Annotated in this window: 13 protein-coding genes; 6 read left to right on the top strand and 7 right to left on the bottom strand. The window is 52.9% G+C overall.

Translation table 11 applies throughout. From position 1 onward, the window contains the following. Positions 1-24: 24 nt before the first annotated feature. From frr to rpsB, 4 genes are all read right to left on the bottom strand, one after another. Positions 25-582 carry a ribosome recycling factor gene (frr, locus tag ACFX4U_RS15500; RefSeq protein ID WP_017457998.1) on the bottom strand — a complete coding sequence of 186 codons (558 nt, stop codon included), beginning with the start codon at positions 580-582 and terminating at the stop codon, positions 25-27. A gap of 149 nt (positions 583-731) precedes the next feature. After that, positions 732-1,457 (bottom strand): UMP kinase, encoded by a 726-nt coding sequence (gene pyrH / locus ACFX4U_RS15495; RefSeq protein WP_017457997.1) that lies wholly within the window; start codon positions 1,455-1,457, stop codon positions 732-734. Between the two features lie 147 nt (positions 1,458-1,604). After that, complete coding sequence (tsf, locus tag ACFX4U_RS15490) at positions 1,605-2,456, bottom strand: translation elongation factor Ts (protein WP_039057386.1); 852 nt, start codon at positions 2,454-2,456, stop codon at positions 1,605-1,607. Positions 2,457-2,594: 138 nt separating this feature from the next. Then, positions 2,595-3,320 carry a 30S ribosomal protein S2 gene (gene rpsB / locus ACFX4U_RS15485; protein WP_017457995.1) on the bottom strand — a complete coding sequence of 242 codons (726 nt, stop codon included), beginning with the start codon at positions 3,318-3,320 and terminating at the stop codon, positions 2,595-2,597. Positions 3,321-3,629: 309 nt separating this feature from the next. Between rpsB and map the strand changes: the two genes are divergently transcribed. The 4 genes from map (at position 3,630) to ACFX4U_RS15465 (ending at position 8,621) form a co-directional block, all read left to right on the top strand. Then, a complete protein-coding gene (gene map / locus ACFX4U_RS15480) occupies positions 3,630-4,421 on the top strand; it encodes a type I methionyl aminopeptidase (protein WP_313510123.1) in 792 nt (263 codons plus the stop codon). 156 nt (positions 4,422-4,577) lie between these two features. After that, positions 4,578-7,253 carry a bifunctional uridylyltransferase/uridylyl-removing protein GlnD gene (gene glnD / locus ACFX4U_RS15475; RefSeq protein ID WP_200552612.1) on the top strand — a complete coding sequence of 892 codons (2,676 nt, stop codon included), beginning with the start codon at positions 4,578-4,580 and terminating at the stop codon, positions 7,251-7,253. Between the two features lie 32 nt (positions 7,254-7,285). After that, positions 7,286-8,110, top strand: coding sequence for a 2,3,4,5-tetrahydropyridine-2,6-dicarboxylate N-succinyltransferase (dapD, locus tag ACFX4U_RS15470; protein ID WP_017457992.1), 825 nt, complete (start codon positions 7,286-7,288; stop codon positions 8,108-8,110). Between the two features lie 121 nt (positions 8,111-8,231). Beyond that, positions 8,232-8,621 (top strand): DUF3461 family protein, encoded by a 390-nt coding sequence (locus ACFX4U_RS15465; protein WP_017457991.1) that lies wholly within the window; start codon positions 8,232-8,234, stop codon positions 8,619-8,621. 53 nt (positions 8,622-8,674) lie between these two features. Here ACFX4U_RS15465 and cdaR read toward each other — a convergent pair whose 3' ends face one another. The 3 genes from cdaR to dgt all read right to left on the bottom strand — a co-directional run bounded on the left by cdaR (position 8,675) and on the right by dgt (position 13,076). After that, on the bottom strand, positions 8,675-9,832 hold the full coding sequence (cdaR, locus tag ACFX4U_RS15460) for a DNA-binding transcriptional regulator CdaR (RefSeq protein WP_017457990.1): 1,158 nt from the start codon (positions 9,830-9,832) through the stop codon (positions 8,675-8,677). Positions 9,833-9,991: 159 nt separating this feature from the next. Next, positions 9,992-11,428 (bottom strand): serine endoprotease DegP, encoded by a 1,437-nt coding sequence (degP, locus tag ACFX4U_RS15455; RefSeq protein WP_313510115.1) that lies wholly within the window; start codon positions 11,426-11,428, stop codon positions 9,992-9,994. 133 nt (positions 11,429-11,561) lie between these two features. Next, the gene (gene dgt, locus ACFX4U_RS15450; protein ID WP_313510112.1) at positions 11,562-13,076 is read right to left on the bottom strand and encodes a dGTPase; all 1,515 of its coding nucleotides are present in this window, start codon (positions 13,074-13,076) and stop codon (positions 11,562-11,564) included. Between the two features lie 106 nt (positions 13,077-13,182). On the opposite strand from dgt, the gene mtnN reads away from it, so the two are divergent. Next, a complete protein-coding gene (mtnN, locus tag ACFX4U_RS15445; RefSeq protein ID WP_313510110.1) occupies positions 13,183-13,881 on the top strand; it encodes a 5'-methylthioadenosine/S-adenosylhomocysteine nucleosidase in 699 nt (232 codons plus the stop codon). Continuing rightward, positions 13,874-14,674, top strand: a complete 801-nt coding sequence (gene btuF, locus ACFX4U_RS15440; protein WP_305737072.1) for a vitamin B12 ABC transporter substrate-binding protein BtuF — start codon at positions 13,874-13,876, stop codon at positions 14,672-14,674. Before mtnN ends, btuF begins: the two co-directional genes overlap by 8 nt. The last annotated feature ends 7 nt before the right edge of the window (positions 14,675-14,681 follow it).

Raw genomic sequence — 14,681 nt, 5'->3', positions numbered from 1 at the left:
GCGTTTTAGTCGGTTTGTTTCGAATCAGAACTGCATCAGTTCTGCTTCTTTATCCGCCAGCGCCGCATCCACTTTTTTGATTGCAGCATCGGTCAGCTTCTGTACGTCATCCTGAGAACGACGATCGTCGTCTTCACTGATTTCTTTGTCTTTCAGCAGTGCTTTCACTTTATCGTTCGCGTCACGACGAACGTTACGTACCGCAACACGCGCTTGTTCAGCTTCGCCGCGTACGACTTTGATCAGATCTTTACGACGTTCTTCCGTCAGTGCCGGCAGCGGAACGCGAATATCGCTACCCGCAGAGCTCGGGTTTAAACCGAGATCAGAGGTCAAAATCGCTTTTTCAACAGCCGGGCTCATTGAGCGGTCAAACACGTTGATTTTCAGCGTACGGGAGTCTTCGACGGTAACGCTAGCCAGTTGGCGCAGCGGAGTCGGCGTACCGTAGTATTCCACAACGATGCCATCCAGCAGGCTCGGAGAAGCGCGGCCAGTGCGTACTTTGCTGATTTGAGTTTTGAACGCTTCGACGCATTTATCCATGCGTACTTCAGCATCTTTTCTGATATCGCTAATCACGTTACGGATCCTTGAAATCTTGTCGCAGGCAGGCCATACGGCGGGTGTGCTAAGTATAGCCTGTTCAATTTTTGGCACCCTGAAGATGCCAGAAAGAACTGCTCAATAAATTAAAGCGGAATCTTACCTTTATTTATTGCTTACGGGAATTATTCCGTAATCAATGTGCCTTCTTTTTCGCCCATGACAACACGACGCAACGCGCCAGGTTTGTTCATGTTGAACACGCGAATCGGCAGTTTATGGTCGCGAGCCAGCGTAAAGGCCGCCAGATCCATCACTTTCAGTTCTTTATCCAGCACTTCGCTGTAGCTCAGCTGTTCGCACAGCGTGGCGGTCGGATCGAGCACCGGATCGGCAGTAAACACGCCGTCCACTTTGGTCGCTTTCAGCACCACATCCGCTTCAATCTCAATACCGCGCAGGCACGCCGCGGAATCGGTAGTAAAGAACGGGTTACCTGTACCGGCGCTGAAAATGACCACGCGGTTGTTGCGCAGCAGGCTAATCGCCTCTGCCCAGCTGTAATTGTCGCAAACGCCATTTAACGGGAACGCGGACATCAGACGTGCGTTCACATAGGCACGATGCAGCGCATCACGCATTGCCAGGCCGTTCATCACGGTCGCCAGCATACCCATGTGGTCGCCCACTACGCGGTTCATACCCGCTTTCGCCAGACCCGCCCCACGGAACAGGTTGCCGCCACCAATCACCACGCCAACCTGAACCCCAAGTTCGACCAGCTCTTTAATTTCCTGCGCCATACGGTCAAGAATGCTCGCGTCAATACCGAAGCCTTCGGATCCCTGGAGCGCTTCGCCGCTCAGCTTAAGCAGAATGCGTTTGTAGACGGGTTTTGCATTGGTAGCCATGTTTCTTTCCTGAGACTGTCAACAATTGGACGGGGTTAATACCGGCGCTTATGATACGTCGCCTGCCAGCGCAAACACTAGTGTGCTGGCTGATTTTCAGATGAAGGGCATAAAAAGAAGCCGCCCTCAGGCGGCTCCTTTTATTGATTAAGACTGCTTGGACATTGCAGCAACTTCTGCTGCGAAGTCAGTCTCAACTTTCTCGATGCCTTCGCCCACTTCGAAGCGGATGAAGCCAGTTACGTCAGCATTGTGCTCTTTCAGCAGCTGAGCAACAGATTTGCTCGGATCCATAACGAAAGGCTGGCCAGTCAGAGAAACTTCGCCGGTGAATTTCTTCATGCGGCCTTCAACCATTTTCTCTGCGATTTCTTTCGGTTTGCCAGACTGCATGGCGATATCCAACTGAACCTGGTACTCTTTTTCAACTACTTCAGCGGATACGTCTTCCGGTTTAACGAATTCCGGCTTGCTTGCAGCGATGTGCATTGCCAGCTGTTTAACCAGCTCACCATCAGCGCCTTTAGCCGCAACCAGAACACCGATACGCGCGCCATGCTGGTAAGAACCCAGCACTTCGCCTTCCAGAGCGGAAACGCGACGGATGTTGATGTTCTCACCGATTTTAGCAACCAGTGCAACGCGCTCTTCTTCGAACTGCGCTTTCAGAACTTCAACGTCAGTGATTTTGCCAGCAACCGCTGCGTCCAGAACTTTGTTAGCAAATGCCTGGAAACCACCGTCTTTTGCCACGAAGTCAGTCTGGCAGTTAACTTCCAGAATGATGCCGTAGGTGCCGTCGATTTTGGTGATGATCACGCCGTCAGCAGCAACGTTGCCTGCTTTTTTCGCCGCTTTGATCGCACCAGACTTACGCATGTTCTCGATCGCCAGCTCGATGTCGCCGTTCGCTTCAGTCAGCGCTTTTTTGCAATCCATCATGCCTGCGCCAGTACGTTCACGCAGCTCTTTTACCAGGGATGCGGTAATTTCAGCCATTCTTTATTCCTCGGGAGAGATATGACCTGCACGGTTTGCAACCAAACAGGCTTAAAAGTGAAAAAGGGGGCCATTAACAGGCCCCCTAACCAAACTCGGTACTACCTGCTCAATAAGGGGCTCAACGAGCGTGCCTTATTACTCAGCTTCTACAAAGCTTTCTTCCGCCTGAGTAGCCAGATCCGAAGAACGGCCTTCACGAACGGTAGCAGCAACGGCATTCAGGTACAGGCTAACAGCACGGATTGCGTCATCGTTACCCGGGATAACGAAGTCAACGCCGTCCGGATCGGAGTTGGTATCAACGATAGCAAATACCGGGATACCCAGGTTGTTTGCTTCTTTGATTGCGATGTGCTCGTGGTCAGCGTCGATAACAAACAGTGCGTCCGGCAGGCCGCCCATGTCTTTGATACCGCCCAGGCTGTTTTCCAGCTTGTCCAGCTCACGAGTGCGCATCAGCGCTTCTTTCTTGGTCAGCTTGTCGAAGGTACCGTCTTGAGACTGAGTTTCCAGGTCTTTCAGACGTTTGATGGACTGACGAACGGTTTTCCAGTTAGTCAGCATACCGCCCAGCCAGCGATGGTTCACGAAGAACTGGTCGCAGTTCTGAGCAGCTTCTTTCACCGCTTCGCTTGCAGCGCGTTTAGTACCAACGATCAGGATTTTGCCTTTACGAGCAGCAATTTTGTTCAGCTCAGCCAGCGCTTCGTTGAACATCGGTACAGTTTTCTCAAGGTTGATGATGTGAACTTTGTTACGCGCACCGAAGATGAACGGCTTCATTTTCGGGTTCCAGTAACGGGTCTGGTGACCAAAGTGAACACCAGCCTTGAGCATGTCGCGCATGGAAACAGTTGCCATGTTTAAAACCTCTATATAAAAGTTGGGGTTATGCCTCCACGTATCCCATATTACCGACCCCGAAGGGCACCCCGGAATATGTGCCGATACGTGTGTGTTATTACACAAAGTGAGATTTGTGGCTCCCATCCCAAAACAGGAACGGAAGTCCGGCGCGCTTTATACCATAAAACACCGCCGGAAACCAATAGTTGTTGACGCAGCGTGCTGTTAATGATTCTCGATTTGGCACAACAGTTGCTCGACTGTTACCATTGACAGCACTAATCCTGGTATAGTCGAAAAAATCGACACTGATGGACACATTCCATGGCTATCTCTATTAAGACACCTGAAGAAATCGAAAAAATGCGCGTCGCGGGCCGACTCGCCGCCGAAGTGCTGGAAATGATTGAACCGTACATTAAGCCGGGCGTCAGCACGGGCGAACTCGATCGCATCTGCAACGACTACATTGTCAAAGAGCAGCATGCCATCTCCGCCTGCCTGGGTTATCACGGCTTCCCGAAATCGGTGTGCATCTCTATTAACGAAGTGGTGTGCCACGGTATTCCGGATGACGAAAAACTGTTGAAAGATGGCGATATCGTCAATATCGACGTGACCGTAATTAAAGATGAGTACCACGGCGACACCTCCAAAATGTTTATCGTCGGTAAGCCGACTATTTTGGGGGAGCGTCTGTGCCATATCACGCAGGAGAGCCTCTATCTGGCGCTGCGCATGATCAAACCGGGTATCCGCCTGCGCACCCTTGGCGCAGCAATTCAGAAATATGTCGAAGCTCAGGGCTTCTCCGTCGTGCGCGAATACTGCGGTCACGGTATTGGTCGCGGCTTCCATGAAGAGCCGCAGGTGCTGCACTATGATGCGGACGATGGTGGCGTGGTGCTGCAAGCGGGCATGACGTTTACCGTCGAGCCGATGGTAAACGCAGGTGATTACCGTATTCGCACCATGAAAGATGGCTGGACGGTGAAAACCAAAGACCGCAGCCTGTCTGCACAGTATGAGCACACGATAGTGGTCACCGAAACCGGCTGCGAAATCCTGACACTGCGCAAAGATGACACCATCGACGCCGTGCTGACTGCCGCCTGATCCTGACATTAGCAAACGCGATAAACGGTCCGCTCTGCGGGCCGTTTTTTTTACCGCTCTCCCCTGCAGCGTCATACATATAAACGACTTTTCATTTTTCATTATCTCTTTTAAGTTGTTTTGCTATGCATATGCACTCCAGACGGGTGGCCCATAATGAGCAACATCACTTCAGAACAATTTGTCAGCGCGGTACAACCCACCCTTCCCGGCCAGCCTGAATATCCCGGGGTTTGGTCACAAGACGAATTCCAGTGCGCCAATATCAAAGCGCATATTGAGGCTTTCCAGCAGTGGCTCGGGCACGTCTTTGACGCCGGAATTTCAGCCGAGCAATTAATTGAAGCGCGCACTGAATTTATTGATCAACTTCTGCAACGCTTATGGCTGGAGTACGGTTTTGGCGACGTCAGTGATACCGCGCTGGTTGCGGTAGGCGGTTACGGTCGCGGCGAACTGCATCCGCTATCGGATATTGATTTACTGATCCTCAGCCGTACCAAACTTTCCGACGAACAAGCGCAGAAAATTGGCGAACTGCTCACGCTGCTGTGGGATGTCAAACTCGAAGTGGGACACAGCGTTCGTACGCTGGATGAGTGCTTACAGGAAGGGTTATCGGATCTCACTGTCGCGACCAACTTAATTGAATCACGTCTGCTGATTGGCGACGTCGCGCTGTTTCTGGAACTGCAAAAGCATATTTTTAGCGACAGCTTCTGGCCATCGGAAACCTTTTTCCCGGCAAAAGTGGCGGAACAAAACGAGCGCCACCAGCGTTATCACGGCACCAGTTATAACCTGGAACCCGACATTAAAAGCAGCCCTGGCGGTCTGCGCGATATTCACACGCTGCAATGGGTGGCTCGCCGTCACTTTGGTGCCACGTCGCTGGATGAAATGGTGGGCTTTGGCTTTCTGACCGAAGCCGAGCGCAATGAGCTGAACGAGTGTCTGCACCTGCTTTGGCGTATCCGCTTCGCGCTGCATCTGGAAGTGAGCCGCTACGACAACCGCCTGCTGTTCGACCGCCAACTGAGCGTAGCGCAGCGTCTGAATTATGTCGGTGAAGGCAACCAGCCTGTCGAACATATGATGAAGGATTTCTTCCGCGTTACCCGCCGCGTCGCGGAGCTGAACCAGATGCTGTTACAGCTCTTTGATGAAGCGATTCTGGCGCTGACCACCGACGAGAAACCGCGCCCGATTGACGATGAATTCCAACTGCGCGGTTCGCTTATCGATCTGCGTGACGAAACGCTGTTTATCCGTGAGCCGCAGGCCATCCTGCGCATGTTCTATATCATGGTGCGCAACAGCACCATTACCGGCATCTATTCCACCACGCTGCGCCACTTGCGCCATGCCCGCCGTCATCTGACGCAGCCGCTGTGTTATATCGCCGAAGCGCGATCCATTTTCCTCAGCATGTTGCGCCATCCAGGCGCCGTCAGCCGTGGTCTGCTGCCGATGCACCGCCACAGCGTGTTGTGGGCTTATATGCCACAGTGGTCGCACATCGTCGGTCAGATGCAGTTTGACCTGTTCCACGCCTATACCGTGGATGAGCACACCATTCGCGTATTGCTGAAGCTGGAAAGTTTTGCCAAAGAAGAGACGCGCAATAAGCACCCTCTATGCGTGGAGCTGTGGCCGCGTTTAACCCACCCGGAGTTGATTCTGATCGCAGCGTTGTTCCACGATATCGCCAAAGGCCGCGGCGGCGACCACTCCGTGCTGGGTGCGCAGGATGTGCTGAAGTTCGCTGAATTACACGGGCTTAACTCACGCGAAACCCAGCTGGTTGCCTGGCTGGTGCGCCATCATCTGTTGATGTCGGTCACCGCCCAGCGCCGTGATATTCAGGATCCGGAAGTCATCAAGCAGTTTGCCGAAGAGGTGCAAACGGAAAACCGTCTGCGCTTCCTCGTCTGTCTGACCGTGGCGGATATCTGTGCCACCAACGAAACCCTGTGGAACAGCTGGAAGCAGAGCTTGCTGCGCGAGCTCTATTTCGCGACTGAAAAACAGCTGCGTCGCGGCATGCAAAACACGCCGGATATGCGCGAACGCGTGCGCCATCACCAGCTTCAGGCGCTGGCGTTGCTGCGTATGGACAATATTGATGAAGAGCAATTGCATCAGATTTGGGCGCGTTGTCGGGCGAACTATTTTGTTCGCCATAGCCCAAACCAGCTCGCCTGGCATGCGCGCCACCTGCTGCAACATGATCTGAGCAAGCCGATGATTTTGCTCAGCCCACAGGCTACGCGCGGCGGCACCGAGATCTTTATCTGGAGCCCGGATCGCCCGTATCTGTTTGCAGCGGTGTGCGCCGAGCTTGATCGTCGCAACCTGAGCGTTCACGACGCGCAGATTTTTACCACCCGCGACGGCATGGCAATGGACACCTTTATTGTGCTGGAACCGGACGGAAGCCCGCTCTCCGCCGATCGCCACGACGCGATTTGTTTCGGGCTGGAGCAGGCCATTACGCAACACACCTGGCAGCCGCCGCAACCGCGCCGTCAGCCTGCCAAATTGCGCCACTTTACCGTCGATACCGAAGTGAATTTCCTGCCAACCCATACCGACAGAAAATCGTTTCTTGAATTGATTGCCCTTGACCAGCCAGGGCTGCTTGCCCGCGTCGGGCAGGTGTTTGCGGATCTGGGAATTTCGCTGCACGGAGCGAGAATTACAACCATTGGTGAGCGAGTAGAAGATTTATTTATAATCGCGACTGCCGACCGGCGTGGCCTTAATAATGCGCTGCAAAAGGAGGTACAACAACGGTTGACAGAGGCCCTCAATCCAAACGATAAAGGGTGATTATTTTTTTACACAGATGGAAAGAGTAAACAATGCAGCAGTTACAGAACGTTATTGAAGCCGCTTTCGAGCGTCGCGCAGAGATCACCCCGGCAAATGCCGATACCGTTACCCGTGAAGCGGTGAATCAGGTTATTGCCCTGCTCGATTCCGGCGCACTTCGCGTCGCAGAAAAAATCGATGGTCAGTGGGTCACCCACCAGTGGCTGAAGAAAGCGGTTCTGCTCTCTTTCCGCATTAACGATAACCAGGTTATCGACGGTGCGGAAAGCCGCTACTTCGATAAAGTCCCGATGAAATTCGCCGACTACGATGAAGCGCGTTTTCAGAAAGAAGGTTTCCGCGTAGTGCCGCCAGCAGCGGTGCGTCAGGGCGCGTTTATCGCCCGCAATACCGTGCTGATGCCGTCTTATGTCAATATCGGCGCCTACGTTGACGAAGGCACCATGGTTGATACCTGGGCGACCGTCGGCTCTTGTGCGCAGATCGGTAAAAACGTTCACCTCTCTGGTGGCGTAGGTATTGGCGGTGTTCTGGAACCACTGCAGGCAAACCCGACTATCATTGAAGATAACTGCTTTATTGGCGCACGTTCTGAAGTGGTCGAAGGTGTTATCGTTGAAGAAGGTTCTGTTATCTCGATGGGTGTGTACATCGGTCAGAGCACGCGTATTTACGATCGTGAAACCGGCGAAGTGCATTATGGCCGCGTACCGGCGGGCTCAGTGGTTGTTTCCGGCAACCTGCCGTCTAAAGATGGCAAATATAGCCTGTATTGCGCAGTAATCGTGAAAAAAGTGGATGCGAAAACGCGCGGCAAAGTCGGTATTAACGAACTGCTGCGCACTATCGACTAAGTCTGTCCCTCTTCCTGTTCGGAAGAGGGTGATATATCCCGCCTTTTTTGCATTCACAGGTGGTAAAAATAGATTTTTTCGTTAATTATTCATAGGTTATGTTGAGCTTAAGGGTACCGCTATGTACGATAATCTGAAAAGTTTAGGCATTACCAATCCCGATGAAATCGATCGCTATAGCCTCCGCCAGGAAGCCAATAACGATATTCTGAAAATCTATTTTCATAAGGATAAAGGCGAGTTTTTTGCCAAGAGCGTCAAATTCAAATACCCGCGCCAGCGTAAAACCGTTGTCGCCGACGGCGTCGGCCAGGGGTATAAAGAGGTGCAGGAAATCAGCCCGAACCTGCGCTATGTAATTGATGAATTGGATCAAATCTGCCAGCGCGATCGCACGGAAGTGGATCTGAAACGTAAGATCCTGGACGATCTGCGCCACCTGGAAAGCGTTGTTACCAACAAGATCAACGAAATCGAATCCGATCTTGAAAAGCTGACTCGCGGGAAATAAATCGCGGGTTCTAACGCATTGTGCCGGGCTCACTACCCGGCACAACATCATTTTTAATGTTGTTCGTCTAACTGCAGCGCCACATACAGCAGCAACCTGTCATCGAAGTTCCCCAAATCCAGCCCGGTCAGTTCCGAGATTCGGTTCAAACGATACTCCAGCGTATTGCGATGAATGAACAGCGCCTTAGACGTTGCCAGCGGCTGTACATTGTGGCGAAACCATGCCGCCAGCGTGCGACGCAGCAGGCCGTTATTATCCATTGCTTTTAACCGTGACAACGGACGTGCCAGCTCGTTGGCCTGCCAACCGCCGCGTAAGCTGTCGAGCAATACCGGTAACATCAAATCCTGGTAAAAATAGCTACGGCTCTCCGGCATACGTTGTTTACCCACCATCATGGTGGTACGCGCTGTACGGTAAGAACGGGCAATGCTGCCAGGGCCGGTGAAGTAATTGCCCAGCGAGACGCGAAAACGCAACTGCCCGTTCTCTTTCATACGCGTGATCAGCTGTTCTACCCGCTTGCGGTGATCTTCCGCATCCCAGCGGCCAAACTGGTTCAGCGCGGGTTTCAGCACCACCATCTCGGTCAACGAAACAATGGCAATCAGGTTGTTGCGCTCAGGGGTGGTAAGGGCATTTTGCAATTGTTGTAACTCTGCCATAGCGCTATCAACGCCCAACTGACCACTGTCTACTTCTACCACCGCCACCACGCGCGGCTGGTTTAAATCAATGCCTAAACGCTGCGCCCATTCGGTCAGAGCGGGTGTGTGCTCTTCTGCCTGGATCAGGTTCATGACCAGCTCTTCGCGCAGACGGCTATCCTGCGCCAACAAATGCATCAGACGGGATTGCTCCAGCATCATCTCGGCGGTCATGCAGACTAATTCGCCGTATTTGCGCAACGTTTCCGGTTCACCCGTCAGGCCAATAACGCCCACGATTTCCCCTTCAAGACGTAACGGCAGGTTGATGCCCTGACGCACACCGTGCAGATGGCGAGCAACCGCATCGTCGATATCCACCACGCGGCCTTGCGAGAGCACCAGTAACGCGCCTTCGTGCAATTCACCAATACGTTCGCGGTCGCCGCTACCAATGATGCGACCCCGTGCATCCATCACGTTAATGTTCGTATCAATGATGCGCATCGTGCGCGCCACGATATCCTGTGCCATTTTGGTATCAAGATGCCAGCCAGCCATGTAACCCTCCCGTGTGCAGAGCCCAAGCATAGGGAAGAATATTACCGTACGCACTGTGCAAATGCACAAAGCGACATTCAGAAGTATGGAGTTGTGGAAAGCTTCACAAAACGGGGAAAGCCCCTCTTCCCCTGCTCAGGGAAGAGGGTTTACAGCGGATTACTGCATCAGCAGATAAATAGAGGTGTCACCGCGTTGAATGTTCAACGCCAGCACCGAAGGTTTACTGTCGAGGATTTTGCGCAGTTCAGCGATGTTTTTCACCGGCTGCTGGTTCGCGCCAACAATCACATCGCCTTTTTTCAGGCCAATCTGCGCCGCCGGAGTATTGGCTTTCACCGTATTGACCACTACGCCGCCATCTTTGCCTTTGTTACTCATCTCCGCTCCTTCAATACCGCTGAAGATGGTGCTGGAATCAACCTGGTTCTGGCTGCTTTGTTGCAACTCGAGCGTAATGTTCACCGGTTTGCCATCGCGCAGCAGGCCCAGCGCGACTTTGCTGCCGATCGGCATTGAACCGACTTCCGCACGCAATGCGGCGAAGCTACTAATCGGTTTACCGTTCAGAGAAGTAATCACATCCCCGGCTTTCACGCCGGCTTTCGCGGCGGCAGAATTCGGCATCACCTGGCTGACAAACGCCCCGCGCTGCGCATCGACTTTCATCGCTTTCGCCAGCTCAGAGTTCAGTTCGGTACCCATAATGCCCAGCTCACCACGGCGAACCTGACCGAACTCGACCATCTGGCCGGTGAGGTTTTTCACCATGTTACTTGGGATCGCAAAACCGATACCGATGTTGCCGCCATCCGGTGCGAGGATCGCGGTATTAATACCGATCAGTTCGCCATTCAGGTTCACCAGCGCGCCGCCGGAGTTACCGCGATTGATCGCTGCATCCGTCTGGATAAAGTTTTCGTAGTTTTCCGCATTCAGGCCGCTGCGACCCAGCGCAGAGACAATCCCGGAAGTCACCGTTTCACCGAGGCCAAACGGGTTACCAATCGCCACGGTGTAATCCCCCACGCGCAGCGCATCGGAATCCGCCAGTTTAATCGCGGTTAGATTTTTCGGGTCCTGAATCTGAATCAGCGCAATGTCGGAACGCGGGTCTTTACCCACCACTTTGGCGTCAAATTTACGCCCGTCACTTAATTGCACTTTGATGGTGTTGGCGTTATCGACCACGTGGTTGTTGGTCACCACATAGCCTTTCGCCGCATCAATGATCACGCCGGAACCCAGCGCCATAAATTTCTGCTGCTGGCTATCACCCTGCCCGCCCGGTGCGCCACCGCCCTGACAGAACGGCGAGCTCTGGAACGGAGAACCATCCTGGCAGAACGGTGAATTATCACCAAAGAACTGCTGGAAGTTGCGCGGCATACGCGGTGTGTTTACCGTGGTGCTACCCTCAACATTGATACTCACGACCGACGGCATCACTTTTTCCAGCATCGGCGCGAGGCTAGGCATTTGTTGCGATGTCGCAGCTGTAGACGATGCTGTTTCCGCTGCCATAGCCGACAGAGGAGACAGCGCTAAACTTAAACTCAAAGCCAGTGCACTCATTGCTAACGTGGTTTTTTTCATGTCTCTCACTCTTTACCGATTAACGCAAACTGCTGTGTATGTGTCACTCAGAGTCGATTTATAGCGTGAAGTTCAGGCATTAAGTGTCTGGAAAAAGTAAAAATTTATTGTCGTTCTTTACAATTCAACGGCGTTATTCCACCGCCATCAAACGACGATATTCATCCCATGAATATAGATCCGTCATCCCGCTAATATAATCCTGAATTAATCGACAACGGTGATAATACTCCAGCACCGGATACTCTGCCGCGTCGGGCGATAATTTGCTCACCGCCTCAACGTAGGCCAGCCGGTGGCGCGTCGAAAGTTTTTGAAACAGGCGCGATTCAATCGGGAAACGACGCAAACGCTCTTTTTCCACCAGCTCGGAAAAATCCACCGTCGATAATTGTAACAGCGGACGATAAATATCCAGCAACCCGCTGATGACGCGATAGCCCTGTAATTCCAGTTGCTCAACGTCCGGATGGCTGAACACCTGTTTTATGGCGACATTTTTATATAATTCAAGTAGCTGACTAAAGCTACTTTCATCTTCCAGTAACGCATGATTGAATTCGCCGCTGAAAATCTGCGGCAAGTTATCAATAAAACGCTGTGCCGCGTACGGCACCAGTTTATTCAGCGTATTAACGCGCAGATACATGAAAAATTGATCTTCCGCGCTACGGCTCATCGAATTAGCGCGTGATTTCTCCCACGCGTTTTCGACAACCTGAGCAAACAACGATCCTTTTTCATGCTGCCCCCAGGCGTCATAAAGATGCTGATAAAGTTGCTCCGCGCTAAATATCCGTTTTTCTACCGCATCTTCTAAATCCGCCACGCAATAGGAAATATCATCCGCCGCTTCCATTATCCACGTCAGCGGAAACCGGCTGTAAGTATCGAGATTTAATTCTTTACGCAGCCGTTCGACATAGGCTTCTTCAGAGAAATAGTAACCTGGTTTTTTCATTAAATAGCTGTGTGATGCCGGCGGTTCACCAATCCACCATGCCGGACGCGTATATTTTAAAATACAGCCGACCTGCGCCCAGGTCAGGTTCATACGCATTAATGTATGAACCAGGCGGATACCCTGCGCATTACCTTCGAAATGGCTTAAATCATGGCGCACTTTCCGGCGTAATGCGTTCAGTGTGTCTTCGCCTTCACGCAATTTCAGCGCTACCACTTCGCAGCGATCGTCCGACAGCGGTTGGCCCACCGCATCATCCGGCGCCAGGCGCTGGCGGAACCAGTCATTGATAGCCGCTTCGCCGAAATGGCCAAACGGCGGGTTGCCAATGTCATGCATCAGACACGCCATCTCAACGATGCTTTCGAACGGCCCGGTCAATTCATCCAGACCGTAAGTTTCCAGCAGGCGCTGCTCTTTCAGGCGGCTCAAAATCTCTTTGGCGATATAACGCCCCACTTGCTGAACTTCCAGCGAATGCGTCAAACGCGTGCGCACCGCCGCGTTACGCTCCAGGGGGAAAACCTGCGTTTTTTGCTGCAAACGTCGGATGGCGGCAGAGTTAATAATGCGACCACGATCGCTTTCAAAGATGCGCAGTATTTCACGTTCGGTTTTTACACCCTGCGGCGAACGGTAGCGGCGGCGCCAGTTTATCTTGTTGCGAAAGTCGATCTCTGCCATTTCCTCTCCTGTGCTTAGCGTCACGGGATATCATGCAATTGTGTATGCCATGATAGACTATGCCCTGAAAACGTAATCCTGTCTTATCACATTAGCGAGTATCTCCATGAAAATTGGCATTATTGGTGCAATGGAAGAAGAAGTTACGCTGCTGCGTGACAAAATCGAGAACCGTCAGACGCTGAACGTCGGCGGGAGCGAAATCTACACCGGTACGCTGAATGGTACAGAGGTTGCGCTACTGAAATCCGGCATTGGTAAAGTGGCTGCCGCCATGGGCGCGACGCTGCTGCTGGAGCGCTGCCAGCCGGATATGATTATCAACACCGGTTCCGCCGGTGGCCTTGCAGCCACGCTGAAAGTGGGCGATATCGTGGTTTCCGACGAAGCGCGTTATCACGATGCTGATGTGACCGCTTTTGGCTATGATATTGGTCAATTACCCGGTTGCCCTGCGGGTTTCAAAGCAGACGACAAATTGATTGCCGCAGCCGAAGCCTGCATTGGCGAGCTGAATTTGCACGCCGTACGCGGCCTGATCGTCAGCGGCGATGCCTTTATTAATGGTGCCGATGGTCTGGCGAAAATCCGCCACAACTTCCCGCAAGCGATCGCCGTTGAGATGGAAGCGACCGCCATCGCGCACGTTTGCCATAACTACGGCGTACCGTTTGTAGTGGTCCGCGCCATTTCCGACGTGGCGGACCAGGAATCCCACCTGAGCTTTGACGAGTTCCTGGTCGTGGCTGCGAAACAATCCAGCCTGATGGTTGAAACCCTGGTACAGAAACTGGCGCGTGGCTAACTCTCTTTTCAGGGCGCTTGCCGCCCTGCTTATTCTGCTTCCGGCGTGGCTTTTCGCCGCGCCGCGTGTTATCTCACTGTCGCCCGCCAATACCGAACTGCTTTTCGCTGCGGGCATTACGCCTGTCGGCGTCAGTAGCTATTCCGATTACCCGCCACAAGCCGCGCAGATTGAGCAGGTGGCAAGCTGGCAAGGGATGAATCTGGAACGTATTGTCGCGCTGAAACCGGATCTGGTGCTGGCATGGCGCGGCGGCAATACCGAACGTCAGGTGAATCAGCTCAAGCAGTTCGGTATCACCGTAATGTGGGTGGATGCGATCACCATTGAGCAGGTCATCGACACATTGCGTAAGCTCAAAGCATATAGCCCGCATCCGCAGCAGGCGGAACAGGCGGCGCAAAAGCTGCTTTCTCAGTACAACGAATTGAAAACCCATTACGCCAGCCTGCCGAAAAAGCGTGTGTTCCTGCAATTTGGCGCGCAGCCGCTATTTACCAGCGGAAAAGGCTCGATCCAGAACCAGGTGCTGGAGCTGTGCGGCGGGGAAAATATTTTTGCCGCCAGCCGCGTACCGTGGCCACAAGTGAGCCGTGAACAGGTGCTGGCACGCCAGCCGCAGGCGATCGTGGTAACGGGTGATGAAAAAGAGATCCCGCGAATCGAACAGTTCTGGCGAAACCAGCTCAATGTACCGATTATTTCTCTGCACGGTGACTGGTTTGAACGGGCAAGCCCGCGTATTATCCTCGCCGCTCAACAACTCTGCACTGCCCTTGCGCAGGTGAAATAACCGGGGA

This window comes from Kosakonia sp. YIM B13588, from assembly GCF_042788165.1.
Lineage (GTDB): Bacteria > Pseudomonadota > Gammaproteobacteria > Enterobacterales > Enterobacteriaceae > Kosakonia > Kosakonia sacchari.
This window is presented reverse-complemented; position numbering and strand designations above follow the sequence as displayed.

Bases quoted from the DNA above. Each gene is read 5' to 3' on its own strand.
- cdaR (WP_017457990.1), bottom strand. From the start codon at position 9,832: ATGGCTGGCTGGCATCTTGATACCAAAATGGCACAGGATATCGTGGCG.
- map (WP_313510123.1), top strand. From the start codon at position 3,630: ATGGCTATCTCTATTAAGACACCTGAAGAAATCGAAAAAATGCGCGTC.
- ACFX4U_RS15465 (WP_017457991.1), top strand. From the start codon at position 8,232: ATGTACGATAATCTGAAAAGTTTAGGCATTACCAATCCCGATGAAATC.
- dapD (WP_017457992.1), top strand. From the start codon at position 7,286: ATGCAGCAGTTACAGAACGTTATTGAAGCCGCTTTCGAGCGTCGCGCA.
- dgt (WP_313510112.1), bottom strand. From the start codon at position 13,076: ATGGCAGAGATCGACTTTCGCAACAAGATAAACTGGCGCCGCCGCTAC.
- degP (WP_313510115.1), bottom strand. From the start codon at position 11,428: ATGAAAAAAACCACGTTAGCAATGAGTGCACTGGCTTTGAGTTTAAGT.
- tsf (WP_039057386.1), bottom strand. From the start codon at position 2,456: ATGGCTGAAATTACCGCATCCCTGGTAAAAGAGCTGCGTGAACGTACT.
- glnD (WP_200552612.1), top strand. From the start codon at position 4,578: ATGAGCAACATCACTTCAGAACAATTTGTCAGCGCGGTACAACCCACC.
- rpsB (WP_017457995.1), bottom strand. From the start codon at position 3,320: ATGGCAACTGTTTCCATGCGCGACATGCTCAAGGCTGGTGTTCACTTT.
- mtnN (WP_313510110.1), top strand. From the start codon at position 13,183: ATGAAAATTGGCATTATTGGTGCAATGGAAGAAGAAGTTACGCTGCTG.
- pyrH (WP_017457997.1), bottom strand. From the start codon at position 1,457: ATGGCTACCAATGCAAAACCCGTCTACAAACGCATTCTGCTTAAGCTG.